The organism is Pseudomonas sp. MOIL14HWK12:I2 (assembly GCF_000510745.1).
Taxonomy (GTDB): Bacteria; Pseudomonadota; Gammaproteobacteria; order Pseudomonadales; family Pseudomonadaceae; genus Chryseomonas; species Chryseomonas oryzihabitans.
In genome coordinates, this window is record NZ_AZOA01000015.1 from 120,997 (window position 1) to 147,314 (window position 26,318).

The 26,318-nt window shown below is 66.7% G+C and carries 26 protein-coding genes and 1 tRNA gene; 16 read left to right on the top strand and 11 right to left on the bottom strand.

The window, feature by feature from the left end; all coding sequences use genetic code 11:
• Nucleotides 1-55: 55 nt before the first annotated feature.
• Together PSK12I2_RS0114370 and PSK12I2_RS0114375 are read right to left on the bottom strand one after the other, a co-directional pair.
• Complete coding sequence (locus PSK12I2_RS0114370) at nucleotides 56-526, bottom strand: WbuC family cupin fold metalloprotein (protein ID WP_027598944.1); 471 nt, start codon at nucleotides 524-526, stop codon at nucleotides 56-58.
• Nucleotides 523-1,077 carry a hypoxanthine-guanine phosphoribosyltransferase gene (locus tag PSK12I2_RS0114375; protein ID WP_027598945.1) on the bottom strand — a complete coding sequence of 185 codons (555 nt, stop codon included), beginning with the start codon at nucleotides 1,075-1,077 and terminating at the stop codon, nucleotides 523-525. The genes PSK12I2_RS0114370 and PSK12I2_RS0114375 overlap by 4 nt, the downstream gene beginning before the upstream one ends.
• Nucleotides 1,078-1,332: 255 nt before the next feature.
• Between PSK12I2_RS0114375 and upp the strand changes: the two genes are divergently transcribed.
• Nucleotides 1,333-1,971: a uracil phosphoribosyltransferase gene (gene upp / locus PSK12I2_RS0114380; protein WP_027598946.1), complete on the top strand. Its 639-nt coding sequence runs from the start codon at nucleotides 1,333-1,335 to the stop codon at nucleotides 1,969-1,971.
• Nucleotides 1,972-1,973: 2 nt separating this feature from the next.
• Entirely contained in the window at nucleotides 1,974-3,239 is a 1,266-nt protein-coding gene (locus PSK12I2_RS0114385; RefSeq protein ID WP_027602879.1) for a uracil-xanthine permease family protein, read from the top strand.
• A gap of 22 nt (nucleotides 3,240-3,261) precedes the next feature.
• Here the strand turns inward: PSK12I2_RS0114385 and PSK12I2_RS0114390 are convergent, their stop codons facing one another.
• Together PSK12I2_RS0114390 and PSK12I2_RS0114395 are read right to left on the bottom strand one after the other, a co-directional pair.
• A complete protein-coding gene (locus PSK12I2_RS0114390; protein ID WP_027598948.1) occupies nucleotides 3,262-4,317 on the bottom strand; it encodes a ferrochelatase in 1,056 nt (351 codons plus the stop codon).
• The gene (locus tag PSK12I2_RS0114395; RefSeq protein ID WP_027598949.1) at nucleotides 4,314-5,222 is read right to left on the bottom strand and encodes a TIGR01777 family oxidoreductase; all 909 of its coding nucleotides are present in this window, start codon (nucleotides 5,220-5,222) and stop codon (nucleotides 4,314-4,316) included. The genes PSK12I2_RS0114390 and PSK12I2_RS0114395 overlap by 4 nt, the downstream gene beginning before the upstream one ends.
• 65 nt (nucleotides 5,223-5,287) lie before the next feature.
• Between PSK12I2_RS0114395 and PSK12I2_RS0114400 the strand changes: the two genes are divergently transcribed.
• The 4 genes from PSK12I2_RS0114400 to phrB all read left to right on the top strand — a co-directional run bounded on the left by PSK12I2_RS0114400 (nucleotide 5,288) and on the right by phrB (nucleotide 9,834).
• Nucleotides 5,288-6,385, top strand: a complete 1,098-nt coding sequence (locus PSK12I2_RS0114400; protein WP_077173138.1) for an NAD(P)/FAD-dependent oxidoreductase — start codon at nucleotides 5,288-5,290, stop codon at nucleotides 6,383-6,385.
• Nucleotides 6,386-6,510: 125 nt separating this feature from the next.
• Nucleotides 6,511-7,482, top strand: a complete 972-nt coding sequence (locus tag PSK12I2_RS0114405; protein WP_027598951.1) for a DUF523 and DUF1722 domain-containing protein — start codon at nucleotides 6,511-6,513, stop codon at nucleotides 7,480-7,482.
• A gap of 10 nt (nucleotides 7,483-7,492) precedes the next feature.
• Nucleotides 7,493-8,416 carry a MerR family transcriptional regulator gene (locus PSK12I2_RS0114410; protein WP_051398729.1) on the top strand — a complete coding sequence of 308 codons (924 nt, stop codon included), beginning with the start codon at nucleotides 7,493-7,495 and terminating at the stop codon, nucleotides 8,414-8,416.
• Nucleotides 8,413-9,834: a deoxyribodipyrimidine photo-lyase gene (gene phrB / locus PSK12I2_RS0114415; protein WP_027598953.1), complete on the top strand. Its 1,422-nt coding sequence runs from the start codon at nucleotides 8,413-8,415 to the stop codon at nucleotides 9,832-9,834. Before PSK12I2_RS0114410 ends, phrB begins: the two co-directional genes overlap by 4 nt.
• A gap of 28 nt (nucleotides 9,835-9,862) precedes the next feature.
• Here the strand turns inward: phrB and PSK12I2_RS0114420 are convergent, their stop codons facing one another.
• From PSK12I2_RS0114420 to hemA, 6 genes are all read right to left on the bottom strand, one after another.
• The gene (locus PSK12I2_RS0114420) at nucleotides 9,863-10,387 is read right to left on the bottom strand and encodes an acyloxyacyl hydrolase (RefSeq protein ID WP_027598954.1); all 525 of its coding nucleotides are present in this window, start codon (nucleotides 10,385-10,387) and stop codon (nucleotides 9,863-9,865) included.
• A gap of 152 nt (nucleotides 10,388-10,539) precedes the next feature.
• Complete coding sequence (gene murI / locus PSK12I2_RS0114425) at nucleotides 10,540-11,331, bottom strand: glutamate racemase (RefSeq protein ID WP_027598955.1); 792 nt, start codon at nucleotides 11,329-11,331, stop codon at nucleotides 10,540-10,542.
• Nucleotides 11,324-12,079 carry a molybdopterin-synthase adenylyltransferase MoeB gene (locus PSK12I2_RS0114430; protein WP_027598956.1) on the bottom strand — a complete coding sequence of 252 codons (756 nt, stop codon included), beginning with the start codon at nucleotides 12,077-12,079 and terminating at the stop codon, nucleotides 11,324-11,326. Before PSK12I2_RS0114430 ends, murI begins: the two co-directional genes overlap by 8 nt.
• Nucleotides 12,073-12,903, bottom strand: coding sequence for a peptide chain release factor N(5)-glutamine methyltransferase (gene prmC, locus PSK12I2_RS0114435; protein WP_027598957.1), 831 nt, complete (start codon nucleotides 12,901-12,903; stop codon nucleotides 12,073-12,075). The genes PSK12I2_RS0114430 and prmC overlap by 7 nt, the downstream gene beginning before the upstream one ends.
• Nucleotides 12,904-12,906: 3 nt before the next feature.
• Entirely contained in the window at nucleotides 12,907-13,989 is a 1,083-nt protein-coding gene (prfA, locus tag PSK12I2_RS0114440) for a peptide chain release factor 1 (protein ID WP_007161558.1), read from the bottom strand.
• On the bottom strand, nucleotides 13,986-15,254 hold the full coding sequence (gene hemA, locus PSK12I2_RS0114445) for a glutamyl-tRNA reductase (protein WP_007161557.1): 1,269 nt from the start codon (nucleotides 15,252-15,254) through the stop codon (nucleotides 13,986-13,988). The genes prfA and hemA overlap by 4 nt, the downstream gene beginning before the upstream one ends.
• 245 nt (nucleotides 15,255-15,499) lie before the next feature.
• Between hemA and PSK12I2_RS0114450 the strand changes: the two genes are divergently transcribed.
• The 9 genes from PSK12I2_RS0114450 to PSK12I2_RS0114490 all read left to right on the top strand — a co-directional run bounded on the left by PSK12I2_RS0114450 (nucleotide 15,500) and on the right by PSK12I2_RS0114490 (nucleotide 23,361).
• Nucleotides 15,500-17,224: a tetratricopeptide repeat protein gene (locus PSK12I2_RS0114450; RefSeq protein ID WP_027598958.1), complete on the top strand. Its 1,725-nt coding sequence runs from the start codon at nucleotides 15,500-15,502 to the stop codon at nucleotides 17,222-17,224.
• On the top strand, nucleotides 17,221-17,841 hold the full coding sequence (gene lolB, locus PSK12I2_RS0114455; RefSeq protein ID WP_037007736.1) for a lipoprotein insertase outer membrane protein LolB: 621 nt from the start codon (nucleotides 17,221-17,223) through the stop codon (nucleotides 17,839-17,841). Before PSK12I2_RS0114450 ends, lolB begins: the two co-directional genes overlap by 4 nt.
• Nucleotides 17,838-18,698, top strand: coding sequence for a 4-(cytidine 5'-diphospho)-2-C-methyl-D-erythritol kinase (gene ispE / locus PSK12I2_RS0114460; protein WP_027598960.1), 861 nt, complete (start codon nucleotides 17,838-17,840; stop codon nucleotides 18,696-18,698). The genes lolB and ispE overlap by 4 nt, the downstream gene beginning before the upstream one ends.
• Before the next feature lie 25 nt (nucleotides 18,699-18,723).
• Nucleotides 18,724-18,798 (top strand) — tRNA-Gln (locus tag PSK12I2_RS0114465).
• A 41-nt stretch (nucleotides 18,799-18,839) separates the two neighbouring features.
• On the top strand, nucleotides 18,840-19,781 hold the full coding sequence (locus PSK12I2_RS0114470) for a ribose-phosphate pyrophosphokinase (protein ID WP_007161553.1): 942 nt from the start codon (nucleotides 18,840-18,842) through the stop codon (nucleotides 19,779-19,781).
• Between the two features lie 122 nt (nucleotides 19,782-19,903).
• Nucleotides 19,904-20,527 (top strand): 50S ribosomal protein L25/general stress protein Ctc, encoded by a 624-nt coding sequence (locus PSK12I2_RS0114475; protein WP_027598961.1) that lies wholly within the window; start codon nucleotides 19,904-19,906, stop codon nucleotides 20,525-20,527.
• Between the two features lie 34 nt (nucleotides 20,528-20,561).
• Nucleotides 20,562-21,146, top strand: a complete 585-nt coding sequence (gene pth, locus PSK12I2_RS0114480; RefSeq protein WP_027598962.1) for an aminoacyl-tRNA hydrolase — start codon at nucleotides 20,562-20,564, stop codon at nucleotides 21,144-21,146.
• Nucleotides 21,147-21,188: 42 nt separating this feature from the next.
• Nucleotides 21,189-22,289 carry a redox-regulated ATPase YchF gene (gene ychF, locus PSK12I2_RS0114485; protein WP_007161550.1) on the top strand — a complete coding sequence of 367 codons (1,101 nt, stop codon included), beginning with the start codon at nucleotides 21,189-21,191 and terminating at the stop codon, nucleotides 22,287-22,289.
• Between the two features lie 160 nt (nucleotides 22,290-22,449).
• A complete protein-coding gene (locus tag PSK12I2_RS0114490) occupies nucleotides 22,450-23,361 on the top strand; it encodes a LysR family transcriptional regulator (RefSeq protein WP_027598963.1) in 912 nt (303 codons plus the stop codon).
• Nucleotides 23,362-23,799: 438 nt separating this feature from the next.
• Here PSK12I2_RS0114490 and PSK12I2_RS0114500 read toward each other — a convergent pair whose 3' ends face one another.
• On the bottom strand, nucleotides 23,800-24,987 hold the full coding sequence (locus PSK12I2_RS0114500; protein ID WP_027598965.1) for an MFS transporter: 1,188 nt from the start codon (nucleotides 24,985-24,987) through the stop codon (nucleotides 23,800-23,802).
• Between the two features lie 102 nt (nucleotides 24,988-25,089).
• On the opposite strand from PSK12I2_RS0114500, the gene PSK12I2_RS0114505 reads away from it, so the two are divergent.
• On the top strand, nucleotides 25,090-25,965 hold the full coding sequence (locus tag PSK12I2_RS0114505; protein WP_027598966.1) for a LysR substrate-binding domain-containing protein: 876 nt from the start codon (nucleotides 25,090-25,092) through the stop codon (nucleotides 25,963-25,965).
• Nucleotides 25,966-26,318 lie beyond the last annotated feature (353 nt).

Sequence of the window (26,318 nt, forward strand, 5' to 3'; positions counted from 1 at the left end):
CTCGCCTGCCCGCCAGTGACAAAGCCAGGGCAATACCGCGACCCCGATCAAAAGTTCAATCGAATTGAGCGCGCATCCAGCGGCGATAGCGCTCGGCATCGGTGGCGCCTTCCAGCGGTGCCCAGTCGGGTCGCTCACCTTCGCCCAGAGGCACGAAGGGCCCTGCCTTGCATTCGAAGAACAGGCAGTCGCCCTCCAGGGCAACCAGCGCATGGTAGTGCCCGGGGGCGAGATCGACGCCCGGGCAACCGGCGCGCTGGGACAACTCGCGGCGCAGCAGCACCTGCCCTTCTTCGCTGAAGGTCAGCAGCCCGAGTCGGCCCTGCAGCACCAGCAGACTCTCGGCCTTGTGCGGATCCAGGTGGCGATGGGGCGGGATGTAGCTGTCCTCGCACATCCCCACCACCAGGCGATGGCAGGGCTCGTCCATGGCGTGCAGGTTGTGATGGGCACGGCGGCGCGGACTGGCCGCCGCCTGCCTGAGCAGGTCGGCGAACAGCGCCTGATCGAACAGCCGGGCGGTCACAGTCCCTTCACGGCGAAGATGCCGGGCGCATTGCGCCAGTAGCCCTTGTAGTCCATGCCGTAGCCGAAGATGTAGCGATCGATGCAGGGCAGGCCGACATAGGTGGCTTGCAGGCCCTTGACCTTGCGGTCGTGGGTCTTGTCGATCAGCACCGCGGTATGGACCTCGCGGGCGCCGGCATGGCGGCAGAAGTCGATGATGGCCTTGAGGGTGTGGCCCTCGTCGAAGATGTCGTCGACGATCAGGACGTCGCGGTCGATGAAGGACACCTCGGGCTTGGCCTTCCAGAACAGCTCGCCGCCAGTGGTCTCGTTGCGATAGCGGGTGGCGTGCAGATAGGACATTTCCAGCGGGAAATTCAGCCGGGTGGCCAGCTTGCCGGTCAGGATCAGGCCGCCATTCATGACGCAGAAGACCACCGGATTGCGCTCGGCGAGATCGGCGGTGATGGCCGCGGCGATCCGGTCGATGGCCGCTTCGACCTGGGCTTCGTCATACAGGCAATCGGCTTCCTGCATGACCTGGCGGATGTGGGCGAGATCGGCGGACATGGGGCTTCTCCGGGGGACGGGGCGCCTGCGGGGTGGTTGGCGCGGATAAAAGGCGGCAAAGGTACAGACACCGCGGACCGATCTCAAGCGCCGCCAGGCGGCTACTATTGTCGCAGGGTACTGCCCACCTCGAGCCGGATGCTTTAATGTACCGCGGTTTTTTTGTGCGCCTGCCCTTCCTGCGGCAGGCCTTCGGGCCGCCGGTCGTACCGAAACCGCCCTCGATCCGCTGCCCTACCGTCTCTGGAGAATCCCATGCCCGTCCACGAAATCCGCCACCCGCTCATCCGTCACAAGCTCGGTCTGATGCGGCGCGCCGACATCAGCACCAAGAACTTCCGTGAACTGGCCCAGGAAGTCGGTGCCCTGCTGACCTACGAGGCGACCAAGGACCTGCCGGTGGAAGAGGTGGACATCGAGGGCTGGTGCGGCACCGTCAAGGTGGAAAAGATCTCCGGCAAGAAGGTCACCGTGGTGCCCATCCTGCGCGCCGGCATCGGCATGCTCGACGGCGTGCTCAGCCTGATCCCCAGCGCCCGGGTCAGCGTGGTCGGCCTTGCCCGCAACGAATCCACCCTGCAGGCCCACACCTACCTGGAAAAGCTGGTGGGGGAACTGGACCAGCGCCTGGCCATGATCATCGATCCCATGCTGGCCACCGGCGGCTCCCTGATCGCCACCATCGACCTGCTGAAGAAGGCCGGGGCCAAGGAAATCCGCGCCCTGGTGCTGGTCGCGGCGCCCGAGGGCATCGCCGCGGTCGAGCAAGCCCATCCGGACGTGCGCCTCTACACCGCCTCCATCGACGAGCGCCTCAACGAGCATGGCTACATCCTGCCGGGCCTGGGCGATGCCGGTGACAAGATCTTCGGCACCAAGCAGAAGGACGCCTGAGCGTGACCGCGCGGGAACCGCTCTGGCGGGAGATCCTGGTCGGCGCCCAGATGCTCTTCGTGGCCTTTGGCGCCCTGGTGCTGATGCCGCTGATCACCGGCATGGACCCCAATGTGGCCCTCTTCACCGCAGGCTTCGGCACCCTGCTGTTCCATCTGGTCACCGGCCGTCAGGTCCCGGTGTTCCTGGCGTCGAGCTTTGCCTTCATCGCCCCGATCATCGCCGCCAAGGCCGAATTCGGCCTGCCGGCGGTGCTGGGCGGCGTGGTGGCGGCCGGCTTCGTCTACACCTTCCTGGGGCTGGCGGTGAAGCTGCGTGGCGTGGGCTTCATCGACCGCCTGCTGCCGCCGGTGGTGATCGCCCCGGTGATCATTTCCATCGGCCTGGGCCTATCGCCGGTGGCGGCCAACATGGCCATGGGCAAGGCCGGTGACGGCAGCGCCCAGCTGGTGCCCTATGCCACGGCGATGATGATCTCCATGCCGGCGCTGGTCACCACCCTGCTGGTGGCCATCTACGGCAAGGGCATGTTCCGCCTGGTGCCCATCCTCGCCGGGGTCTTCGTCGGCTACGCGCTGGCCTTCGTCTTCGGCATCGTCCATACCGAGGGCATCGGCGCTGCGCCCTGGCTGGCGATCCCGGCCTTCGTCGCACCGGAATTCCACTGGGGCGCCATCCTGTTCATGGTCCCGGTGGCCCTGGCGCCGGCCATCGAGCATGTCGGCGGGGTGATTGCGGTGGGCGGGGTGACCGGCAAGAACTACCTCAAGCAACCCGGTCTGCACCGCACCCTGCTGGGTGACGGCCTGGCCACCTCCTCCGCCGGCCTGTTCGGCGGACCGCCCAACACCACCTACGCCGAGGTGACCGGCGCGGTGATGCTGACCAAGAACCACAATCCGCGGGTCATGCTGTGGGCGGCGGGCTTCGCCATGGTGCTGGCTTTCGTCGGCAAGTTCGGCGCGGCGCTGCAGACCATCCCGGTGCCGGTCATGGGCGGCATTCTCTGCCTGCTGTTCGGCTCCATCGCGGTGGTGGGGCTGAACATCCTGATCCGCCATCAGGTGGATCTGTCCGAGGCGCGCAACCTGGTGATCGTCTCGGTGACCCTGGTGTTCGGCATCGGCGGCATCGTCTTCGGCAACGGCGAGATCGGCCTCAAGGGCATCTCCCTCTGCGGCCTGATCGCCATCGGCCTCAACCTGGTCCTGCCCGGGCACAACGCCTGGAAGAAGGACGCCGAGCCGCCTGAGCGTCCGCTGCTATGACGGCACCCCTCCAGATGCCGGCCTAGGCCGGCATCTTGGGTTGCTCGATGGGCTGCGGCGGCAGCTCCGCCACCTCTTCGCACAGTTCCACCAGCGCCTGCGCCCAGGCCGGGTTGTCGTTGACGCAGGGGATCAGCACCAGCTCCCGGCCACCGGCTTCGATGAACTGCTCGCGCCCGCGATCGCCGATCTCTTCCAGTGTCTCGATGCAGTCGGCGACAAAGGCCGGGCACATCACCAGCAGGCGCTTCACGCCGGCCTTGGCCAGCTCGTCCAGCCGCGCCTCGGTGTAGGGCTCGATCCACTTGTCCTTGCCCAGCCGTGACTGGAAGGACACCGACCACTTGCCATCGGGAATGCCCAGGCGCCGGGCCACCAGCTCGGCGGTGCGCTGGCACTGGCTGCGATAGCAGACGGCCAGGGCCTTGGCGCTGACCTTGCTGCTGTCGGGCGCGCGCAGGTCGTGGCTGCGATCCTTGACCAGCTTGCGGATGTGCCGCTCGGGCAGGCCGTGGAAGGACAGCAACAGGTGGTCGTAGGGCTCCTCGAGATAGGGCTCGACGCTGGCCGCCAGCGCCGCCTGGTATTCCGGACGATCGTAGAAGGGCGGCAGGATCTTCAGCGTCAGCGGCAGCTGATGGGCCTCGATCACCCGCCGTGCCTCGACGATGGCGGTGGTGGTGGTGCTGTCGGCGAACTGCGGATAGAGCGGCGCATAGGTCACTTCGCGGATGCCCTGGCTGGCCAGGCGCTTGAGCACCGATTCCACCGAAGGCTCGCCGTATCTCATGCACAACTCCACCGGACCGTGGCGCCAGAGGGGCCGCACGGCCTCCTGCAGGCGGCGGCTGAGCACGATCAGCGGCGAGCCGTCGTCCCACCATATCGACTCATAGGCCTCGGCCGAGGCGGCGGGTCGCTTGATCAGCACCAGGGACACCAGCAGACGGCGCAGCGGCCAGGGCAGATCGACCACATAGGGGTCCATCAGGAACTGGTTCAGATAGCGCTTCACGTCGGGGACGTGGGGCGAATCGGGCGAACCCAGGTTGGCGAGCAGCAGAGCGTTGGTAGTCATCGTGAATCCTTGGCAGCGAGCAGGTCGGCCAGGGCCGCGTCCAGCTCGGGATAGCGAAAGACATACCCGGCCGCGAGCAGGCGCTCGGGTCGGGCGCGCTGACCACCCAGCAGGAGGATGGACAGCTCTCCCATCAAGCGCAGGGCGAAGGCGGGAATCAGCAATCGCGCCGGGCGCCGCAAGGCCCGCCCCAGCGCTTCGGTGAACTCGCGGTTGCGGACCGGCTGGGGGGCACAGAGATTATAGGGACCCTGGGCGTCGCTTCGGTTGAGAAGAAAATCGATGGCCCCGATTTGATCCTGTAAATGAATCCAGGGCATCCATTGGCGTCCGCTGCCCAGGCGCGCGCCCAGGCCGAAGCGGAAGGGCGGCAGCAGGCGCAGCAGAAAGCCGTCGTCGGCGGCCAGTACCAGGCCGGTGCGCAGGTTGACCACGCGGATGCCCAGTTGCTCGGCCTCGTTGGCGATCTGCTCCCAGGCCAGGCACAGCTCGCCAGCGAAGTCGGGGCCGGCCAGGCTGTCGGCCTCGCTCACCGGTTTTTCGCCGCTGTCGCCATAGAAGCCGGTGGCCGAGCCGGAGAGCAGGACCGCGGGTTTCTGCGGGCGCCCGCGCAGCCACTCGATCAGGCGCTCGGTGGTGCCGATGCGGCTCTGCCAGAGTTCGGCCTTGCGACTGCGGGTCCAGGGCTTGTCGGCGATGGGCGCGCCGGCCAGGTTGACCACCGCGTCCAGGTGTTCGTCGCCCAGCGCGTCCAGCTGGGCGATACCGCGCACGCCGGGTCCGCATTCGCGCGTCACCCGCGCCGGATCGCGGCTGAGCACGGTGAGCTGGTGCCCGGCAGCCGCCCATTGGCGGCACAGCGCGCGGCCGATCAATCCGGTGCCACCTGTCAGCAGGATATGCATGTCGTCACTTCCTTCTCGTATTGCCCTGCCGCCCGTATGCATCTGAACGAAGGGAAGAGGATTGTTTGGTATGGTCGTGGGTCGAAAGATCCAGAACGGTTGCCAGTCGTAGCCGTAGAGCCCTTGCGCGCGCAAACGTTCGACAAGGGCGAATCGTCAGACAAGCGAGGTCCATCATGACTGCCCCCATCGCCATCGTTGGCGCAGGAATAGCCGGACTTGCCGCGGCCCAGACGCTGATTCGCGCCGGGCAGCAGGTCCAGATCTTCGACAAGAGCCGCGGCAGCGGCGGCCGCATGGCCAGCAAGCGCAGCGAAGCCGGTGCCCTGGACCTGGGCGCCCAGTATTTCACCGCCCGCGACCGGCGCTTCATCGACGCCCTCAACGAATGGCGGCGAGCCGGTTGCGCGGCCGAATGGAATCCGGTGCTCTACCAGTATCGCGACGGGCGCCTGAGTCCCTCCCAGGACGAGCAGCCGCGCTGGGTCGGGGTGCCGCGCATGAGCGCCATCACCCGCCACCTGCTGGCCGATCTGCCGGTCACCTTCGACTGCCGCATCACCGAGGTCTTTCGCGGCGCCCAGCACTGGCACCTGCTGGACGCCAGCGGCGAGACCCACGGCCCCTTCGCCCAGGTCGTCATCGCCATGCCGGCGCCCCAGGCCACCGCCCTGCTCTCCAGCGTGCCCAAGCTGGCGGCCACCGTGGCCGGCGTCAGCATGGAACCGACCTGGTCGGTGGCCCTGGCCTTCGCCACGCCCCTGCAGACCCCGGTGGAAGGCTGCTTCGTGCAGGGCAGCGAACTGGACTGGCTGGCGCGCAATCGCTGCAAGCCCGGGCGCGACACCACCCTGGACACCTGGGTGCTGCACGCCACCAGCGCCTGGAGCAAGGCGCACATCGATGCCTCCAAGGACGCGGTGATCGAACGTCTGCACGGCGCCTTCGCCGAGCTGATCGGCTGTCCGCTGCCGGCGCCGGCCTTTACCCTGGCCCATCGCTGGCTCTATGCACGCCCCGCGCAACCTCACCAGTGGGGCGCCCTGGCCGACCCCGACATGGGCGTCTTCGTCTGTGGCGACTGGTGCTCCAGCGGGCGGGTGGAAGGGGCCTGGTTGAGTGGTCATGAGGCTGCGCAGCAGCTCCTGAGCAGTCTGGATTAAGCGACGAAGCGCACGCCGTCTGTAACCTGCGGCGAATCTTTTGCCGCAGCCCCCTGTCGAAAGTTGCACCAAACTTGTACAAATAGGAAAACCTTGTACAAGAAAATACACGACAGGGGATCTCCATGCTTGCCAACTCCTCCTCCAGCCTGCCCCGCCCGCGCCTGGGCATCAGTGCCTGCCTGCTGGGTGACGAAGTCCGCTATAACGGTGGACACAAGGAATCCCGGCTCTGCAGCCAGACCTTCGCCGAGCACTTCGACTTCGTCCGGGTCTGCCCGGAAATGGCCATCGGCCTCGGCACGCCACGCGAACCCATCCGCCTGGTGGGCGACTCCCAGGCGCCGCGCGCGGTGGGCACCGTCGACCCCAGCCTCGACGTGACCGCCGCCCTGACCGGCTACGGGGAAAAGATGGCGGGCGAGCTCACCGACCTGTCCGGCTTCATCTTCATGCAGAAATCGCCTTCCTGTGGCATGGAAAGGGTCAAGGTCTATCACGCCAATGGCCAGGGCAGCGAAACCGACGGTCGCGGCCTGTTCGCCGCCGCCATCATGCGTCTACGACCGGACTTGCCGGTGGAAGAAGCCGGGCGCCTGAATGATCCGGTGCTGCGGGAAAACTTCGTCACCCGCGTCTTCGCCCACGCTCATTGGCTGCAGCTCATGCAACAAGGCCTGACGGCACGTGCCCTGCTGTCCTATCATTCGCGCTACAAGTACCAACTCATGGCCCATGATGCCCACCGGGCCCGGGCGCTTGGTCAGTTGGTCGGCAGCATCGGCCAGCGCAATCTGGACGAGCTGGGACAGGAGTATTTCAGTGGCCTGATGGCTGCACTGAAAAAGTGCGCTACCCGTGGTACTCACTGCAATGTGCTCTATCATCTATTCGGTTATCTGCGTCGGGTCCTGAGCGACAGCGAGAAGCAGGAAATGCAACAGCTCATCGAGCAGTACCACGAGGGCGTCGTTCCTCTGGTCGTGCCCCTAACGCTGCTCAAGCACCACTTCCGCCAGCATCCGGATCGTTATGTGAACGAGCAGGCCTATCTCCAACCGCACCCCGAACGCCTGAGTCTGCGAAATGCCATCTAGCGCCTCTCCCTTGCCTTCGTCGTCCAACGCCGAAGAGCAGGACTACCAGTCCGCTCTCCATGAGGGCTGGCTGCCCATCCGGGAAATCGCCCGGCGCACCGGCGTGAACGCCGTGACGTTGAGGGCCTGGGAGCGGCGCTATGGCTTGCTGGTGCCCAAGCGCACCCCCAAGGGCCATCGGCTGTACAGCGAGGCCCATGTGGTCCGGGTGCAGCAGATCCTCGCCTGGATCGCCCGCGGCGTGGCGGTCAGCCAGGTCAAGGGACTGCTCGACGAACAGCGGCCCGCCGCGGTACCTAGCGACACGCCTTGGCAGGGCATCCATCAGGAGATGATGGACGCCATCGGCCGGCTGGCCTCGCGCGCCCTGGACGAAGCCTACAATCGCGCCGCCTCGCTCTATCCCCCGCGGGTGCTGCTGGACCAGTTGCTCTGGCCGCTGCTGCGGGAACTGGAGCGCCTGAGCCAGGCCACCGACGATGGCCGCTTGCAACAGGTGTTCTTCCAGTCCTGGCTGCGCAGCAAGCTGGGCGCGCGGATCTACCACAGCCAGCACAGCCTGAGAGGCGCCCCCCTGGTGCTGCTCAATCTTGACGACACGCCGATTAACGTGTCCCTGTGGCTCTGCGCCTGGCTGATCAGCGCCGCCGAGTGCCCGGTCGAGATCGTGGAATGGGCGGTCCCCGCGGGCAATCTGGATCGCCTGGTCGAGCAGCTGGAGCCCCGCGCGCTGGTGCTCTGCCGTGACAGTCGACCCGACAGCGAGCTGCGCCGCCAGCTGCAGACCTTCGCCAACCGCCATGCCCGCCCCTGCCTGACCCTGGGCGCTCTGGGCGAATCCCTCACCGCCGACGCCGCACCGGCGCGCAGCCCGGGGGAGGCCTTCGATCGCCTGCAGAGTGCCGGCCTCCTGCGCCAGGATCGCCATGCATGAGTCAGCTCGTCTGGTTTCGTACCGACCTGCGCACCCTCGATCATCCCGCTCTCCACGCCGCCGCCGAACAGGGTCCGGTGGTGGCCGTCTTCCTGCTGAGCCCTGCCCAGTGGCAGGAACATGACGAGGCGGCGGTCAAGGTCGATTTCTGGCTGCGCAATCTCGCCGAACTGGGCAAGACGCTCGGTTCTCTCGGTATCCCCCTGCTGGTGCGTAGCGCCGAGCGCTGGGAACAGGCACCCCAGGTGTTGCTCGAGCTGGCCAGGGAACTGGACCTCGAACACCTGCACTTCAATGACGAATACGGGGTCAACGAAGCCGCGCGCGACGACGCCGTGGCTGAAGCCTTCGAAGCGGCGGGGCTGACGGCCCATCGCTATCTGGACCAGACGCTGTTCGCGCCGGGTACGGTGCTGACCAAGAGCGGCGGCTATTTCAAGGTCTTCGGCCAGTTCAGGAAGACCTGCCTGGCACGCCTGGAAACCGGTCTGCCGACGCCCCTGCCCGCTCCCGGCAAGCAGAAGAAAAGTCTGGTCCAGGCGGATGACCTGCCCACCTCGGTCGCTGGCTTTGCGGCCATCTCGCTCGAGGTGCAACAGCTGTGGCCGGCCGGTGAAGAGGCCGCCCTGCAGCGTCTGCAGGCCTTTATCCAGGACGACCTGGAGGACTATCACCAGGCGCGGGACATTCCCTCCACACCCGGTACCAGCCGGTTGTCCGCCTACCTCAACGCCGGCGTGCTGACGCCCCGGCAGTGCCTGCAGGCGGCGGTCCGCGCCAATGACGGCCTGCTCAGCGGCGGCAAGCAGGGGGCGGCCACCTGGATCACCGAGTTGCTCTGGCGCGAATTCTATCGCCACGTACTGGTGGGCTATCCCTGGGTTTCGCGGCACCAGCCGTTCAACCGGGACCTGGCCGCCCTGCCCTGGCGTGACGACCGCGAAGGCCTCGACGCCTGGCAGCAGGGGCGCACCGGGATTCCCATCATCGATGCCGCCATGCGCCAGCTCCTGCAGACCGGCTGGATGCACAATCGCATGCGCATGCTGACCGCCATGTTTCTCTGCAAGAATCTGCTGATCGACTGGCGTGAAGGTGAACGCTGGTTCATGCAGCACCTCATCGACGGCGACCTGGCCTCCAACAACGGCGGCTGGCAGTGGAGCGCCTCCACCGGTACCGATTCGGTGCCCTATTTCCGGGTGTTCAATCCCCATACCCAGGCGCTCAAGATCGATGCCCGGGGCGATTATGTGCGCACCTGGATACCGGAGCTGGCCGACCTCAAGGGCAAGGCCGTGCACACCCCCGGGGGCCGCTACCTGACGCCGCTGGTGGACCTGGGCGAGAGTCGCCAGCGCGCCCTGGCCGCCTACCGCGGCATGGCGCGCAAGACGGAAACGGAAAAGCCGGACTAGGTCCGGCTTTTTTCATAGCAGCCCTGGATCAGAGGGTATGGCTGTAGAACAGCGCATAGGACTCGATGCCATCGTTGGGCTGCTTGATGCCGGCGTTGGAATAGTGGGTCGCGCGGATGCCGACGCGCTGGGTGTCGCCGAACTTCAGGCCCAAACCGATGCGGTCTTCGAAGTTGAAGGCCGAACCCAGGTCCTGTTCGCCGACCTTGGTGCTGGAGAAGACCGAGACGCCGATACCGGCCTCGACAAAGGGCTTCACCTGACCCTGGCCGAATTCGTAGACGAACACCGGGGCGAAGGACAGCGAATGCTGGTCGGAAGAATGGCCGTTGTCACCTTCCCAGTAGGTGTAGCCCGCATCCCAGTAACCGGTCAGGCGGCCGGTGGAGCTCTGCCACCAGCTCTTGTCCCAGTTCCAGCCGGCACCGATGCGGTAGGTCATGCCGCTCTGGCTGGTGGCGCCGACTGCCCCGGTGATTTCCACAGCCTGTGCCGCTGCCACGCCACCCAGCGAAAGCGCGGCGGCTACTGCGAGGGAAAGCAATTTGTTCATGAGAGTGCCCTTATGGATGTTTCTAGTTTTTACGAACCGCCAGCATTGACCCCTAAGTCGTGAAGGTGTTCACAGGCTGGGACATTTTTACCTACAAGGTCGGATGCTAGTCGCTGGACAGGCATTTGGCGAGCAAAACCCTGGCGGAAAAGTCAGACGAACGCCTTTACCTCGGCACCTGCCGGCCAGAGTTGCGGCAGTACCGCCTCCAGGTCGGCGGGCTCGCCGGACGTCCAGATCCGCGTCAGGCCGGCGGGTCCGCGAGCCAGGCGATTGTCCCGCGCCAGCAGACTCTGCAGGCGCCGGGCCACGGCGGCGCCGGTGTCCACCAGGATGATTTCCGGCGGCACCAGTTCGGCCAGCAAGGGGCGCAGGAAGGGATAGTGGGTGCACCCCAGGATCAGGGTGTCGCACTCTGCCGTCAGCAGCGGCTCGAGAAAACCCTGCAGCAGGCGCCGGGTCTCGGGACCGTGCAGATCGCCGCGCTCGACCTGCTCCACCAGTCCCGGGCAGGGCTGGGTGAGAACCTGGACGCCCAGGGCGAATCGGTCCAGCAAGGCCGCGAACTTGGCGCTCTGCAGCGTACCCGTGGTCGCCAGCACCCCGACCCGGCCATTGCGGGTGGCGGCGGCCGCCGGCTTCACCGCCGGCTCCATGCCGACGATGGGCCAGCGGGGATAGCGTTCGCGCAGATCGGCCACCGCCGCCACGGTGGCGGTGTTGCAGGCCACCACCAGGGCCTTGGCACCCTGGGCGTGCAGCCGCGCCGCGATCAGCTGGCAGCGCTCGCGGATGAAGGCGGGGGTCTTTTCCCCATAGGGGATATGGCCGCAGTCGGCGATGTAATGCAGGGTTTCCGCTGGCAACAGCTGGCGGATCTCCGCCAGCACCGACAGGCCGCCGACGCCCGAGTCGAAGACTCCGACCGGCGCCTCGTCAGCCATGGCGGGCGCCGCACACCGGGCAACCCGGATCGCGCTTGACGCGCAATTCGCGGAAGCGACTGCTCGCGGCATCCACCAGCAGCAGTCGTCCCACCAGCGGCTCGCCGAAGCCGGCCAGCAACTTGAGGGCTTCCAGTGCCTGCAGACTGCCCACCAGGCCCACTACCGGACCAAGCACCCCGGCTTCGCTGCAACTGAGTTCGGCTTCGCTGCCCTCGCCATAGAGGCAGTGATAGCAGGGACTGTCGGCACGACGCGGATCGAAGACGCTGAGCTGGCCTTCCAGGCGAATGGCCGCGCCACTCACCAGCGGCCGCCCGGCGGCGACGCAGGCGGCGTTCACGGCCGCGCGGGTGGTGAAGTTGTCCGAGCAGTCCAGCACCAGGTCCACCGCGGCGATGCGCGCCGCCAGGCTGTCGGCGTCCAGCGCCTCGCGCAGCGGCACCAGGCGCACCTCGGGATTGAGCGCCGCCAGCCGCTGCAGGGCGGAATCCACCTTGCCCTGGCCGATGCGGCTCTCGTCATGCAGCACCTGGCGCTGCAGGTTGCTCAGGTCCACCTGGTCGAAGTCGGCCAGGTGCAATTCGCCGACGCCGGCGGCAGCCAGGTAGAGCGCCACCGGCGACCCCAGACCGCCGAGGCCGACGATGAGCACTCTGGCGTCCTTCAGTCGCAATTGTCCGGCGATATCCACCTGGGCCAGCAGGATCTGCCGGCTGTAGCGCAGCAGTTCGCCGTCGCTCAGCATGGCCAGCGGCCTCCGCTGATGCGCGCGTGACCGCCCAGGTCCTGGCGACTCTCGACCTCGATGAAGCCCTGGCGGACCAGCAGTTCGCGTACCGCGGCGGCCTGGTCGAAGCCGTGCTCCAGCCACAGCCAGCCACCCGGCTGCAGGTGCGCGGGCGCCGCCGCGATCAGCTCGCGGATGTCGTCCAGGCCATCGGCGCCGGCCACCAGGGCGCTGCGCGGTTCGAAGCGCACATCGCCTTCGTCGAGATGGCGATCGCTGCCGGCGATATAGGGCGGATTGCTGACGATCAGCTCGAAACGCTGTCCGGCGAGGGCGGCGAACCAGTGACTCTGCTGGAAGCCGACGTTGCCCAGCCGCAGGCGCTGGGCGTTGCGCCGGGCCAGTTCCACCGCCGCCGGGATGCGATCCACGCCGCTGACCTGCCAGCGCGGTCGTTCATGGGCCAGGGCCAGGGCGATGGCACCGGTACCGGTGCCCAGATCCAGCACCCGCACCTCGTCGGCCAGGGGCAGCGCCAGGGCGGTTTCCACCAGCACCTCGGTGTCGGGACGCGGGATCAGGGTATCGGGGCTGACCTCCAGGTCCAGCGACCAGAAGCCCTGCTGGCCGAGGATATAGGCCACCGGCTCGCCCTGCCGGCGGCGTTCGAGATCGGCCTGGAACCGTGCCAGGGCCTCGCGCGGCACCAGCTTTTCCGGCCAGGTGCGCAGGTAGCTGCGTGGCTTGTCCAGGGCGGCCGCCAGCAGCAATTCCACGTCGAGGCGGGCGCTGGGCGAATCCGGCAACTGGCTTTCGCGCACCAGGGCGCCGATGGTGGCCATGGTTCAGTCTCCCAGGGCCGCCAGCTGGTCGGCCTGGTATTCCTGCAGCAGCGGGTCGATGACCTGCTGGACGTCGCCGTTGACCACCTCGCCGAGGGAATAGAGGGTCAGGTTGATGCGGTGATCGGTCACCCGCCCCTGGGGGAAGTTGTAGGTGCGGATGCGCTCGGAGCGGTCACCCGACCCCACCAGCAGCCGGCGGGTGTCGGACATTTCCTTGTGCGCCGCCGCGTCCTGCTGGTCGTTGAGCTTGGCCGACAGCCAGGCCATGGCCTTGGCGCGGTTCTTGTGCTGGGAGCGTTCCTCCTGGCACTCCACCACGATGCCGGTGGGCAGGTGGGTGATGCGCACCGCGGAGTCGGTCTTGTTGACGTGCTGACCGCCCGCCCCGGAGGAGCGATAGGTGTCGACGCGCAGATCGGCCGGATTGATCTCGATGGCCTGCTGCTCGTCAGGCTCGGGCAGCACCGCCACGGTACAGGCCGAGGTGTGGATGCGGCCCTGGGACTCGGTTTCCGGCACCCGCTGCACCCGGTGCGCGCCGGACTCGAACTTGAGCTTGGCGTAGACGTTGTCGCCCTCGACCCGGGCGATGACCTCCTTGAAGCCGCCGTGCTCGCCCTCGTTTTCCGAGAGCACTTCCAGTCGCCAGCCCTGGCGTTCGGCATAGCGCGAATACATGCGGAACAGATCGCCGGCAAAGATCGCCGCCTCGTCGCCACCGGTACCCGCGCGGATTTCCAGGAAGACGTTGCGGCCGTCGTTGGGATCGCGCGGCAGCATCATGCGCTGCAACTCGTCTTCCAGTTCCTGCAGGCGCGCCTTGGCGGTGCCGACCTCTTCCTCGGCCATCTCGCGCAGATCCGGATCGCTGTCCTTGAGCAGCGCCTGGGCGCCCTCCAGGTCGGCCTGCACCTTGCGGTATTCGGTGAACGCCTGACTGACCGGCTCGAGTTCGGCGTATTCCTTGGAATAGGCGCGGAACTGGGTCTGGTCGCTGATGACTTCGGCGTCGCCCAACAGCGCGGTCAGCTCCTCGAAGCGGTCCTGCAGACCGTCGAGCTTGTGCAACAGAGAGGTCTTCATGTCTTGTCCAAACCCTCGTCGAGGGCGAAGAGTTCCTGAGCCAGGGTCAGCGCGTCGACGCGTCCCTCGGCGGATAGTTTCTTGAGCTGCACGCTCGGTGCATGCATCAGCTTGTTGGTGAGGCTGCGCGCCAGGGCGGCCAGGGCTTCCTGGGGATCGGCGCCATTGGCCAGCTGGCGCTGGGCGCGAGCCAGTTCGTCGTCGCGGATCTGCTCGCCCTGCTGGCGATAGGCGCGGACCACGTCCACCGCGGCGCGCTCGCGCAGCCGCTGCATGAAGTCGTCGACCCCGGCCAACACCAGCTTCTCGGCGGCCTGGGCCGCGCCCTGGCGACTCTTGAGATTTTCCGCCACCACCTCGTGCAGGTCGTCCACCGTATAGAGGTAGACGTCTTCCAGCTCGCTCACCTCCGGCTCGATGTCGCGCGGCACGGCGATGTCGACCATGAAGATGGGCTTGTGCCGACGCTGCTTGAGCGCCCGTTCCACCGCGCCCTTGCCGAGGATGGGCAACTGGCTGGCAGTGGAACTGATGACGATGTCGCTGTTGACCAGTTCGTCGGGAATGTCGGCCAGGAGCACGGTATGGGCGCCAAATTCCTCGGCCAGGTGGCTGGCGCGCTCCAGGGTACGGTTGGCGACGACGATGCGGCGCACGCCCTGTTCGTGCAGATGGCGGGCGACCAGGGTGATGGTCTCGCCGGCGCCGATCAGCAACGCCTGGCTGCGGCTGAGGTCGCTGAAGATCTGCTTGGCCAGGCTGACCGCGGCAAAGGCCACCGACACCGGGTTCTCGCCGATCGCCGTGTCGGTGCGCACCGCCTTGGCGGTATTGAAGGTGGCCTGGAACAGCCGGCCCAGCAGCGGCCCCACGGTGCCGGCCTCGCGGGCCACGGCATAGGCCGACTTGAGCTGGCCGAGGATCTGCGGCTCGCCCAGCACCATGGAGTCCAGCCCGGCGGCCACCCGCATCATGTGGCGCACCGCGGCTTCGTCCTGGTGCAGATAGATGCTGGCGCGCAGGTCTTCCAGGGGCACCCGGTGGTACTGGGCGAGCCAGGCCAGCACGGCGTCCGCCAGGCTGGGCTCCAGTTCCAGGTAGAGTTCGCTGCGATTACAGGTGGAAAGAATCGCCGCTTCGCGACTGTGGGTAGCCTGCTCCAGCTGGCGCAGGGCCTCGACCGTCTGCTCCGGAGTGAAAGCCACGCGTTCGCGCACCTCAACCGAGGCGGTCTTGTGATTGATGCCGAGCGCGAGAAAGGCCATGGACGCAAGCAGTCGAACGGATTGGGAAAGCCGAACATTGTCCTACGCGCGGGCGGTGGCGACAACCAGCAGCGACGAGACGTCGGACAATCGCCGTCATAGCCTGGGCGAATGAATCTTGCCGGGCAAAAGGCGTCAACAGCCTCGACCACCGCACTTCTCGGCCCGCCGCTCCGCATGTGCGACGCGGCCACGGCGACTCTTGTGGCATGATGGACCGACTGTAAAAAGGCCGCCCTGACCCTATGACCAGATACCTCGCGCTGCTGACGACCGCCCTGCTGCTCGCCGGCTGCCAGAACCTCGGCCGGCAGCCGACGCCCGCCGCCGCCATCCCGCCGCCCACCGCCAAGACCAGTACGCCGCAACCGGCCGGCTCCTTTCGCGAAGACACCCTCTATGACCTGCTGGTCGGCGAGCTGGCCGGTCAGCGCAACCGTTTCGACATCGCCCTGACCAACTATGTCGAGCAGGCCAAGTCGACCCAGGACCCAGGGGTCGCCGAGCGCGCCTTCCGCATCGCCGAATACCTGGGCGCCGATACCCCGGCGCTGGAAACCGCACAGATCTGGGCGCGCAACGCCCCCGACAACCTGGATGCCCAGCGCGCCGCCGCCATCATGCTGGCCCGCGCCGGGCGCTACGACGAATCCATGGCCTATATGGAGCGCGTGCTCCAGGGCCAGGGCGACACCCACTTCGATTTCCTCGCCCTGTCCGCGGCGGAAACCGACGAGACCACCCGCGCCGGGCTGCTCAAGAGCTTCGATCGACTGCTGGCCAAATATCCGCGCAACGGCCAGCTGCTGTTCGGCAAGGCGTTGCTCTTGCAGCAGGACGGCCGCGCCGACGAGGCGCTGAAACTGCTGGAGCGCAATCCGGCGGCCAAGCGCGAAGTCGCCCCGCTGCTCCTGCGCGCGCGCCTGCTGCAGAGCCAGGACCGCAGCGCCGAGGCCCTGCCGCTGCTCGAAGCCGGCATCCGCCAGCACCCGGAAGATCGCCGCCTGCGCCTGGCCCATGCCCGGCTGCTGGTGGAGCTGGATCGCCTGGACCAGGCCAAGCGCGAATTCGCCGAGCTGGTCACCCAGTTCCCGGACGACGACGACCTCAGATTCTCCCTGGCGCTGGTCTGCCTGGAAGCCCAGGCCTGGCGCGAAGCCCAGATCTATCTCAAGGAACTGCTCGAGCGCGGCAGTCATGTGGACGCCGCGCACCTCAACCTGGGGCGCAGCTACGAAGAACTCGACCAGCCCGAACAGGCGCTGGCCGAATACGCCCAGGTCGGACCGGGCACCGACTACCTGGCCGCCCAGCAGCGCCAGGCGGAAATCCTGCTGGGCAGTGGGCGCATCGCCGAGGCCCGTCAGCGCCTGGCCGATGCCCGCAAGCGCCAGAGCGAATACGCCGTGCCGCTCTATCTGCTGGAAGTCGAAGGCCTGGCCAGTGCCGACCAGACCGCCCTCGCCGGCCAGACCGTGCAGCAGGCCCTGCAGCAGTATCCCAACGATCTCAACCTGCTCTATGTCCGCTCCATGCTGGCGGAAAAGCGCGGCGATCTCGGTCAACTGGAAGCCGATCTGCGCTACATCATCGCCCACGACCCCGACAACGCCATGGCGCTCAACGCTCTCGGCTACACCCTGGCCGATCGCACCCCGCGACTGGCCGAGGCGCGCCAGCTGATCGACAAGGCGCACCAGTTGAGTCCGGACGATCCGGCGATCCTCGACAGCATGGGCTGGATCCGCTATCGCCAGGGCCAGCTGGCCGACGCCGAACGCTATCTGCGCCAGGCCTACGAACGCTTCCCCGACGCCGAAGTGGCAGCCCACCTGGGCGAGGTGCTCTGGGCCCAGGGCAAGCGCAGCGAAGCGCGCAAGGTCTGGCGCGTGGGCCTCGACGCCGACGCCGATGACGCCATCCTGCGCAGCACCCTCAAACGCCTGACTGGAAGCGAAACCCTCCGATGATCCGCGTGCGTACTCTCTTCACCCTGTTCCTGCTCGCCCTGCTGGCCGGTTGCGCCAGCACCTCTCGCCAGGAGGCCGTGGAAGGCCAGGGCAACGCCGCCCAGTGGCAGGCCCATAAAAAACGTATTGCCGCCCTCGACGGTTGGCAGATCGACGGCAAGGTCGGCATCCGCGCGCCGCGCGATTCCGGCAGCGGCACCCTGTTCTGGCTGCAACGCCAGGACTACTACGACATCCGTCTGGCCGGCCCCCTGGGGCGCGGCGCCACCCGCCTCACCGGGCGTCCGGGCGCCGTCACCCTCGACGTCTCCGGCCAGGGCAGCTACCAGGCCGACTCCCCCGAGGCCCTGCTGGAACAGCAGCTCGGCTGGCGCCTGCCGGTGTCGCATCTACTCTGGTGGGTGCGCGGCCTGCCGGCCCCGGACAGCCGCAGCCAGCTGACCCTGGACGCCGACAGCCACCTGGCGCGCCTGGTGCAGGACGGCTGGACCGTGGAATACACCCGCTACACCGAGCAGAACGGCTACACCCTGCCCGAGCGCCTCAAGCTCACCGGCAAGGACCTGGAAGTCATCCTGGTGGTGAAGACCTGGCAGCCGCGCGAGCTGGGCAAATGATCCCAGCGCCCGCCTTCACCCTGCCGGCGCCGGCCAAGCTCAATCTGTTCCTGCACATCCTCGGGCGCCGCGCGGACGGCTATCACGAACTGCAGACGCTGTTTCAGTTTCTCGACTGGGGCGATGACCTGGGCTTTGCCGGACGCGACGACGGCGAATTGCAGCTGCACGACGGCCTGCCGGGCGTCGCCCCCGAGCAGAATCTCATCCTGCGCGCCGCCCGGTTGCTGCAGCAGGAAAGCGGTACCCGGCAAGGCGCCGATCTCTGGCTGACCAAGCGGCTGCCCATGGGCGGCGGCATCGGCGGAGGCAGTTCGGATGCCGCCACCACCCTGCTCGGCCTGAATCACCTCTGGGGCCTGGGCGCCAGCCTCGACGACCTGGCGGCCCTGGGACTGCGCCTGGGCGCCGACGTACCGGTGTTCGTCCGCGGCCAGGCCGCCTTCGCCGAGGGCGTGGGCGAAAAGCTCACCCCGGTCGCACCGCCGGAACCCTGGTATCTCGTGGCCGTGCCGCAAGTCTCTGTAAGTACAGCAGAAATTTTTTCGGATCCGCTGTTGACACGGGACACTCCCGCCATTAAAGTTTGCGCCGTTCTCAAGTGGTCAGGTCGAAACGACTGCCAGAGTACGGTCGAAAGGCGTTACCCAGAAATTCGTAACGCTTTGATCTTGCTAAACAAATTTGTTTCAGCTAGATTAACCGGCACTGGAGGTTGCATATTTGGAAGCTTTCCAAATAAGACCGAAGCTGATACAGTAGCAAGCCAGCTACCAGCATCACTTCCAGGCTTCGTAGCCAAAGGCAGCAACACTTCCATGTTGCACCGGGCGCTAGCAAGTCTGACCAGAGAATGAGTACAGCTAGTACTCTGCAAGATACAGGGGCGTCGCCAAGCGGTAAGGCAGCAGGTTTTGATCCTGCCATGCGTTGGTTCGAATCCAGCCGCCCCTGCCATTTTCCTTCCAAGACCCACCTCAAGCCGCAGGAACTGCAGCGTGTCCAAGATGATGGTCTTCACGGGGAACGCCAACCCCGATCTGGCACGGCGCATCGTGCGCCAGCTGCACATCCCTCTCGGTGACGTCTCCGTCGGAAAATTCTCCGATGGCGAGATCAGCGTCGAAATCAACGAGAACGTTCGGGGCAAGGATGTCTTCATCATCCAGCCCACCTGCGAGCCGACCAACGACAACCTGATGGAACTGGTGGTGATGGCCGACGCCTTCCGCCGCTCCTCGGCCACTCGTATCACCGCAGTCATCCCCTATTTCGGCTATGCGCGCCAGGATCGCCGTCCGCGTTCCGCGCGCGTCGCCATCACCGCCAAGGTCGTGGCCGACATGCTGACCGTGGTGGGCATCAATCGCGTGCTCACCGTCGATCTGCACGCCGACCAGATCCAGGGTTTCTTCGATATCCCCGTGGACAACATCTACGGCTCCCCCGCCCTGGTGGATGACATCGAAGACCAACGTTTCGAAAATCTGATGATCGTCTCCCCGGACATCGGTGGCGTGGTGCGTGCGCGTGCCGTGGCCAAGAGCCTGGGTGTGGACCTGGCGATCATCGACAAGCGTCGTCCCAAGGCCAACCAGTCGGAAGTGATGCACATCATCGGTGACATCCAAGACCGCACCTGCGTGCTGGTCGACGATATGGTCGATACCGCCGGCACCCTGTGCCACGCGGCCAAGGCCCTGAAGGAACACGGCGCCGCCAAGGTCCTGGCCTACTGCACCCACCCGGTGCTGTCGGGACGGGCCATCGAGAACATCGACAACTCCGTGCTGGACGAGCTGGTGGTGACCAACACCATTCCGCTGTCCGCCGCGGCCCAGGCCTGCAGCCGTATCCGCCAACTGGACATCGCGCCGGTGGTGGCCGAGGCGGTACGCCGGATCAGTAACGAAGAATCCATCAGCGCGATGTTCCGTTAAGGAACAGCCGCTCTGGAAGCGCCCCGGAAGGCCGTGACGGTCTACCGGGGCTTTTTAGTCGGTAGGGCCGTAGAACTGGTCGCAAGTCTCGGTCTGCCGATTCCTTATCCTGGAGATTCACAATGGTTGATTTCACTCTGAATGCCGAAGTGCGTTCCGACCTGGGGAAAGGTGCGAGCCGCCGCCTGCGTCGTAATGCCGGTAACGTTCCCGCCGTGATCTACGGTGGCGACAAGGCCCCGACTTCCATCACCCTGGTCGGCAAAGACCTGGCCAAGATGCTGGAAAGCGAAGCCGCCTACGCCAGCGTCATCACCCTGAAGGTCGGTGGCAGCAACGAAAGCGTCCTGGTCAAGGCCCTGCAGCGTCACCCCTCCAAGGGCTACGTCATGCACGCCGACTTCCTGCGCGTCGTCGCCGGTCAGAAGCTGACCGCTCACGTGCCCCTGCACTTCATGAACCAGGAAACCTCCGTGGGCGTGAAGCAACAGGGTGGCGAGATCCTGCACACCATCAACGAAGTCGAAGTTTCCTGCCTGCCGAAAGACCTGCCGGAATTCATCGAAGTCGACATGGCCAAGGTCGAGCTGGACCAGATCGTTCACCTGAGCGACCTGAACGTCCCGGCTGGCGTCGAGCTGGTGTCCCTGGCCCACGGCAGCGATCTGCCGGTTGCCAGCATCCACATGCCGCGCATCCGTGAAGAAGCTGCTGACGGCGCTGCCGAAGAAGGCGCTGCCGAGTAAGTTCTCGCACGCCTGAAAGAGAAGGGCTCCTGACATGACTGCCGTCCAACTGATCGTCGGCCTGGGTAATCCGGGCCCCGAATACGACCAGACCCGGCACAATGCAGGGGCCCTTTTCGTTGAGCGGCTGGCAGCCGCCCAGGGCGCGAGCCTGGCTGTCGACCGCAAGTATCACGGCCTCGTGGGGCGCTTTCGCCACGCGGGCAACGATGTTCGTCTGCTCATCCCCACCACCTACATGAACCGCAGCGGCCAGGCCGTGGCGGCGCTCGCCGGCTTTTTCCGCATCCCGCCGGCGGCCATCCTGGTGGCCCATGACGAACTCGACCTGCCACCCGGCACCGCACGCCTCAAGACCGGCGGCGGCCACGGCGGGCACAACGGGCTGCGCGACATCATCGCCCAGCTCGGCAATCAGAACGGCTTCCAGCGCCTGCGCCTGGGCATCGGCCATCCGGGCCATGCCAGCCTGGTTTCCAACTTCGTGCTGGGCCGCGCACCGCGCAGCGAGCAGGACCTGCTCGACACCAGCATCGAGGCCGCCCTGGAGGTAATACCGGCGCTGCTGGACGGCGACCTGACCCGCGCCATGCAACGCCTGCACAGCCGCAAGGCCTGACCTACCCTACCCTCTTCCTTTTCTTCCGCGAGGACACACACCATGGGATTCAATTGCGGCATCGTCGGCCTGCCCAACGTCGGCAAGTCCACCCTGTTCAATGCCCTGACCCAATCCGGTATCGCGGCGGAAAACTTCCCCTTCTGCACCATCGAGCCCAACAGCGGCATCGTGCCCATGCCCGATGCGCGACTGAACGCCCTGGCGGAGATCGTCAAACCCGAGCGGGTGATCCCCACCACCATGGAGTTCGTCGACATCGCCGGCCTGGTGGCGGGTGCCTCCAAGGGTGAAGGCCTGGGCAACAAGTTTCTCGCCAACATCCGCGAGACCGATGCCATCGCCCACGTGGTGCGCTGCTTCGAAGACGAGAACGTCATCCACGTGGCCAACTCGGTGGACCCCAAGCGGGACATCGAGGTGATCGACCTGGAGCTGATCTTCGCCGACCTCGACAGCTGCGAAAAGCAGCTGCAGCGCGTGACCCGCAACGCCAAGGGCGGTGACAAGGAAGCCCTGGCGCAAAAGGCCCTGCTGGAACAGCTGATTCCCCACTTCGAGGCCGGCAAGCCCGCCCGCAGCCTGATGAAGGGCCTGGACGAAGAGCAGAAGCGCCTGGTGCGCAGCTTCCACCTGCTGACCAGCAAGCCGGTGATGTACATCGCCAACGTCGCCGAAGACGGCTTCGAGAACAACCCGCACCTGGACGTGGTCCGTGCCATCGCCGAAGAAGAAGGCGCCGTGGTGGTGCCGGTGTGCAACAAGATCGAGGCGGAAATCGCCGAACTGGACGACGACGAGGAAAAGCAGATGTTCCTCGAATCCATGGGCATGGAAGAGCCGGGCCTGAACCGGGTGATCCGCGCCGGCTACGAACTGCTCAACCTGCAGACCTACTTCACCGCCGGGGTGAAGGAAGTCCGCGCCTGGACCGTCCGCGTCGGCGCCACCGCGCCCCAGTCGGCCGCCGCCATCCATACCGACTTCGAGAAGGGTTTCATCCGCGCCGAAGTGGTGGCCTACGACGACTTCATCGCCTTCAAGGGCGAGAACGGCGCCAAGGAAGCCGGCAAGTGGCGTCTGGAAGGCAAGGACTACATCGTCAAGGACGGTGATGTCATGCACTTCCGCTTCAACGTCTAAGCGACGGCCAAGGCCAGAGCCCCCTCCTCACCGCAAGGTGGCGAGGGGGTTTTCTTTTGCGCGCTCGCCAGCGGCCTGGCTGACACTGGACGCCTGGCGATTTGGCACAATGACGGCGAATCAACCGTCGTCAAACGTCTCCCGCTGCCTGGATGCCGCCATGAATTTCGAAGACCTGCGCCTGTTCGTCACCACCCTGAACGAGGGCAGCTTCACCGCCGCCGCCGACAAGCTGGGGCTGTCCAAGCAATTCGTCAGCCGGCGGACCATGGCACTGGAGGAAAGTCTGGGGGTGCGGCTGCTCAATCGCACCACGCGACGCCTGCAGGCGACCGAACTGGGGATGCTGCTCTATGAGCGGGCGGTCAAGATCCTCGAAGACGTCAACGACACCGAGGAATTGCTCTCCAGCCGGCGGACGGTGCCCCAAGGGGTGCTGCGGGTCAGTGCGCCCATGACCTTTGGCACCCTGCACCTGAGTCCCCTGCTGCCGGATTTTCTCTCGGCCTATCCGCAGATCCGCCTGGAGCTGGATCTCAATGACCGGGCGGTGGATCTGCTGGCGGAGGGCTATGACATGTCGATCCGTATCGGCACCCTGGCCGATTCCAGTCTGATCGCCAAGCGGCTGACCGAGATGCAACTGGTGACCTGTGCCAGTCCGGATTATCTACGGAAGGCGCCGCCGCTGCTGCAGCCGGAGGATCTGGCCGAGCACAGCTGTCTGCTCTATGGCCATGGTCGCCAGGTGGAATGGCGCTTCCAGCGTGGGGGCAAACCGCTGGTGCTGCCCATGCAGGGTCAGCTCCGGGCCAACAACGGAGAGGTGGTGCGGGATGCGGCCATCGCCGGTCAGGGCATCGCGGTGCTGCCGACCTTCATCATCGGCGCGGCGCTGGCCTCAGGGGCGCTGGTGCAGGTGCTGGAAGACTTCGCCCTGCCCAGCGCGGCGGTCTATGCGGTCTATCCCCAGCATCGTCAGTCGGCGCGCATCGTCCAGCTGTTCTCGGACTATCTGCGCGACCGGCTGACGGTTCAGCCGACTCACGCCGCGGCGCCGCGGGTCGGTTGACGCTGGGGCCACTGCTGCAGGGTCCGCTCGGCGCCGTCGGCGGCCAGGCGTTGGCCGTCCAGGCGCTGTTGCTGGCGCTGGATCGAGGGTTGCAGNCTGCGATCGGCNCCGTTTTCGGCCAGGGCACGGCGCGGGTCGAGACGCTGCTGCTGGCGCTGGATCGANGGNTGCAGNCTGCGATCGGCGCCGTTTTCGGCCAGGGTGCGATCCTGCTGCTGGTGTTTCTCGATCAGCGAACCCAGGGGGCGCAGGGCGCTTTCCTCGGCCTGGGCGGATTGGGCGATGGCGGCGGTGAGCAGGGTGGCGGCGAAGAGGGCGGTGAGGGCTTTCATGGCGAGTACCTGTGTCGGGTGGGTGTGGACTCATTGTCGCCAGCCCACCCCGCGCCTAGAAATCGTCCCTCGGGATAGCGATCATCGACCGCGCTGATGATGGCGTTCAGGCCCGCGCCTGACGCTGCCGCATGAGGAACAGGCCCCAGACCGCCAGCGCCGTGGCCGCCAGCAGGCACCCGGCCAGGCTCACGCCGGTCCAGCCAAAGTGCTCGTAGAGTCGCGCCGACAGCAACGAACCCAGGGAGCCGCCGAGGAAGTAGCCGGTCATGTAACCGGCGTTGAGGCGGCTGCGCGCTTCCGGGCGCAGCCGATAGACCACGTTCTGGTTGCTCACGTGGCTGAGCTGCACGGCGAGATCCAGCACCAGGATGCCAACCAGCAGCGCCGCCAGCGACTGCTGGGCGAAGGCCAGGGGTAGCCAGGCCAGGGTCAGGGAAGCCAGGCCGATGCTGGTGGCGAGACTGCCCTTGCCCTGGTCGGCCATGCGTCCGGCCAGGTTGGCGGCCAGGGCGCCCACGGCGCCGGCGAGACCGAACAGGCCGATGGTGCCGTCGCTGAAGCCATAGGGTTCGGCGGCAAGCAGAAAGGCCAGCGGCGTCCAGAACACCGCGAAGACGGCGAAGCCCAGGCACCCCAGCAGGGTGCGCAGCCGGTGCAGGGGCTCGTCGCGCAAGAGCACGAACACCGAACCCAGCAGCCGTGGATAGCTCAGGCCCGCCGACTGCTGATAGCGCGGCAGCGCCAGGCGCAGGGCCAGGGCGGTGGCCAGCATCAGACCGGCCGCCACGGCATAGACGGTGCGCCAGTCGCCCAGGGACGAGAGCGCCCCGGCCACGGTGCGGGCCAGCAGGATGCCGAGGATGAGGCCGCTCATCACCGTGCCCACTGCCCTGCCCCGCTGCTCCGGCGCGGCCAGGGTCGCGGCGAAGGGCACCAGCACCTGGGCCACCACCGAGAAGAGCCCGGTCATGGCGGTGCCCAGCAGCAGCCAGGTCAGACTGGTGGCGGTGGCGCTCAGGGCCAGGCCGGCGGCGGCGATCACGCTCATGGTGACGATCAGTCGCCGGCGTTCCAGCAGGTCGCCCAGGGGCACCAGCAGCAGGAGTCCGGCGGCGTAGCTGAGCTGGGCGGTGGTGACGATGCTGCCGGCCTGGGTGTAGCTGAGGTCGAAGCGCTGGGCGATGGTGTGCAGCAGCGGCTGGTTGTAGTAGTTGCTGGCCACGGCGATGCCGGTGGCGACGGCCATGAGCAGGGTCAGCCAGCGGCTGAGAGGAGGTGTGGGGTTCGACATCCGCAGGATCCGGCAGAGAAGAGGCTGGTCAGTATCGGACAACGGCAGCTATCGGTTAAATGAATCGTTAAGATGGTCTTGATCTCATTTCAAGATAGCGCCATGAATCTCAAGCAGCTGGAATTCGCCGTCGCCCTGGCCGAGGAACGCCACTTCACCCGCGCAGCCGAGCGCTGCCATGTGGTGCAGTCGGCGCTCAGTCACCAGATCGCCCGCCTGGAAGCCGAGCTGGGCGCCACCCTGTTCGAGCGCCTGCCGCGCCAGGTGCGCATCACCCCTGCCGGCGAGGCCTTGCTGGTGCATGCGCGCCAGGCGCTGGCGGCGGTGGAGCGCTTGCAGCAGGACGTGGCCGCCGCGGTCGGCGCCATTCGCGGCACCCTGACGCTGGGCCTGATCTCCTCGGTGCCGCGCCTGGATATCGTCGACTTGCTGGCCACCTTCCATGCCCGTCATCCCCAGGTGGACATCCGCCTGCGCCAGGACAAGAGCGAGACGCTGCTGGCGGCGGTGCGCGAGCGGCAACTGGATTTCGCGCTGATCGGGCTGTCGCGCCAGGTGGCCCTGGAGGCGGTGGACAGCCGCCTGCTGCTCAGCGAGGAACTGGTGGCGGTGCTGCCCGCCGCGCACAGCCTGGCGGGGCGAGAAAGGCTGTCGCTGCACGAGCTGGTGGATCTGCCGCTGGTGGACCTGCCCGCGGGCAGCGGCGCGCGGCGGCAGACCGACGAAGCCTTCGCCGCCCTGGGCCTGCCCCATCGGGTGCGCTTCGAGACGGGCAACATGCAGTTGCTGGAGCGCTTCGTCCGCCGCGGCCTGGCGATCGGCCTGGTGCCTCAAAGTATCGCCAGCACCTTTGCCGGCCTGGCCCGGGTGCCGGTCAGCGATGCGCCCCAGCGTAACGTCCACGCCATCTGGTCGCCGCTGCCGACGCCGGCGACACGGGAATTTCTCAAGGTACTGGAAGAGGCGCTGGCGGATTAGCTGTCGCGCATCGGCTGGCCGTACAGCCGTTGAGGCGATATGCGCGAGCTACATGCCGAAGTATGGTCCGGTGACGAACCTCTGGAGCGTGAGGCGCTTCTTTGTCCGCGATTCCAGTGGGAGGCTGTTGATTTCCTGGCGCAGAACTGAGGACTTGGCGAGCTCCCTGGTCGCGGCCATGGCGGTCCACCGATGCGGTCGCTCCTACAGGAATGGCGACTCTTGTAGGAGCGGCCCGTGGCCGCGATAGGTGTGTAGAGCCGTAGCCTGGAAAACGGCGCAGCCTTTTCCGGGGGTGACGTCGTCGTGCGGGGCGTGCCCTCACCCCAGCCCTCTCCCGGAGGGAGAGGGGG

Coding starts and splice junctions, on each gene's coding strand:
- ychF (WP_007161550.1), top strand. CDS start 21,189: ATGGGATTCAATTGCGGCATCGTCGGCCTGCCCAACGTCGGCAAGTCC.
- PSK12I2_RS0114490 (WP_027598963.1), top strand. CDS start 22,450: ATGAATTTCGAAGACCTGCGCCTGTTCGTCACCACCCTGAACGAGGGC.
- PSK12I2_RS0114430 (WP_027598956.1), bottom strand. CDS start 12,079: ATGCTGAGCGACGGCGAACTGCTGCGCTACAGCCGGCAGATCCTGCTG.
- PSK12I2_RS0114375 (WP_027598945.1), bottom strand. CDS start 1,077: ATGTCCGCCGATCTCGCCCACATCCGCCAGGTCATGCAGGAAGCCGAT.
- PSK12I2_RS0114420 (WP_027598954.1), bottom strand. CDS start 10,387: ATGAACAAATTGCTTTCCCTCGCAGTAGCCGCCGCGCTTTCGCTGGGT.
- prfA (WP_007161558.1), bottom strand. CDS start 13,989: ATGAAGACCTCTCTGTTGCACAAGCTCGACGGTCTGCAGGACCGCTTC.
- hemA (WP_007161557.1), bottom strand. CDS start 15,254: ATGGCCTTTCTCGCGCTCGGCATCAATCACAAGACCGCCTCGGTTGAG.
- PSK12I2_RS0114475 (WP_027598961.1), top strand. CDS start 19,904: ATGGTTGATTTCACTCTGAATGCCGAAGTGCGTTCCGACCTGGGGAAA.
- phrB (WP_027598953.1), top strand. CDS start 8,413: ATGAGTCAGCTCGTCTGGTTTCGTACCGACCTGCGCACCCTCGATCAT.
- PSK12I2_RS0114395 (WP_027598949.1), bottom strand. CDS start 5,222: ATGCATATCCTGCTGACAGGTGGCACCGGATTGATCGGCCGCGCGCTG.
- upp (WP_027598946.1), top strand. CDS start 1,333: ATGCCCGTCCACGAAATCCGCCACCCGCTCATCCGTCACAAGCTCGGT.
- pth (WP_027598962.1), top strand. CDS start 20,562: ATGACTGCCGTCCAACTGATCGTCGGCCTGGGTAATCCGGGCCCCGAA.
- PSK12I2_RS0114500 (WP_027598965.1), bottom strand. CDS start 24,987: ATGTCGAACCCCACACCTCCTCTCAGCCGCTGGCTGACCCTGCTCATG.
- prmC (WP_027598957.1), bottom strand. CDS start 12,903: ATGGCCACCATCGGCGCCCTGGTGCGCGAAAGCCAGTTGCCGGATTCG.
- PSK12I2_RS0114390 (WP_027598948.1), bottom strand. CDS start 4,317: ATGACTACCAACGCTCTGCTGCTCGCCAACCTGGGTTCGCCCGATTCG.
- murI (WP_027598955.1), bottom strand. CDS start 11,331: ATGGCTGACGAGGCGCCGGTCGGAGTCTTCGACTCGGGCGTCGGCGGC.
- PSK12I2_RS0114505 (WP_027598966.1), top strand. CDS start 25,090: ATGAATCTCAAGCAGCTGGAATTCGCCGTCGCCCTGGCCGAGGAACGC.
- lolB (WP_037007736.1), top strand. CDS start 17,221: ATGATCCGCGTGCGTACTCTCTTCACCCTGTTCCTGCTCGCCCTGCTG.
- PSK12I2_RS0114405 (WP_027598951.1), top strand. CDS start 6,511: ATGCTTGCCAACTCCTCCTCCAGCCTGCCCCGCCCGCGCCTGGGCATC.
- PSK12I2_RS0114450 (WP_027598958.1), top strand. CDS start 15,500: ATGACCAGATACCTCGCGCTGCTGACGACCGCCCTGCTGCTCGCCGGC.
- ispE (WP_027598960.1), top strand. CDS start 17,838: ATGATCCCAGCGCCCGCCTTCACCCTGCCGGCGCCGGCCAAGCTCAAT.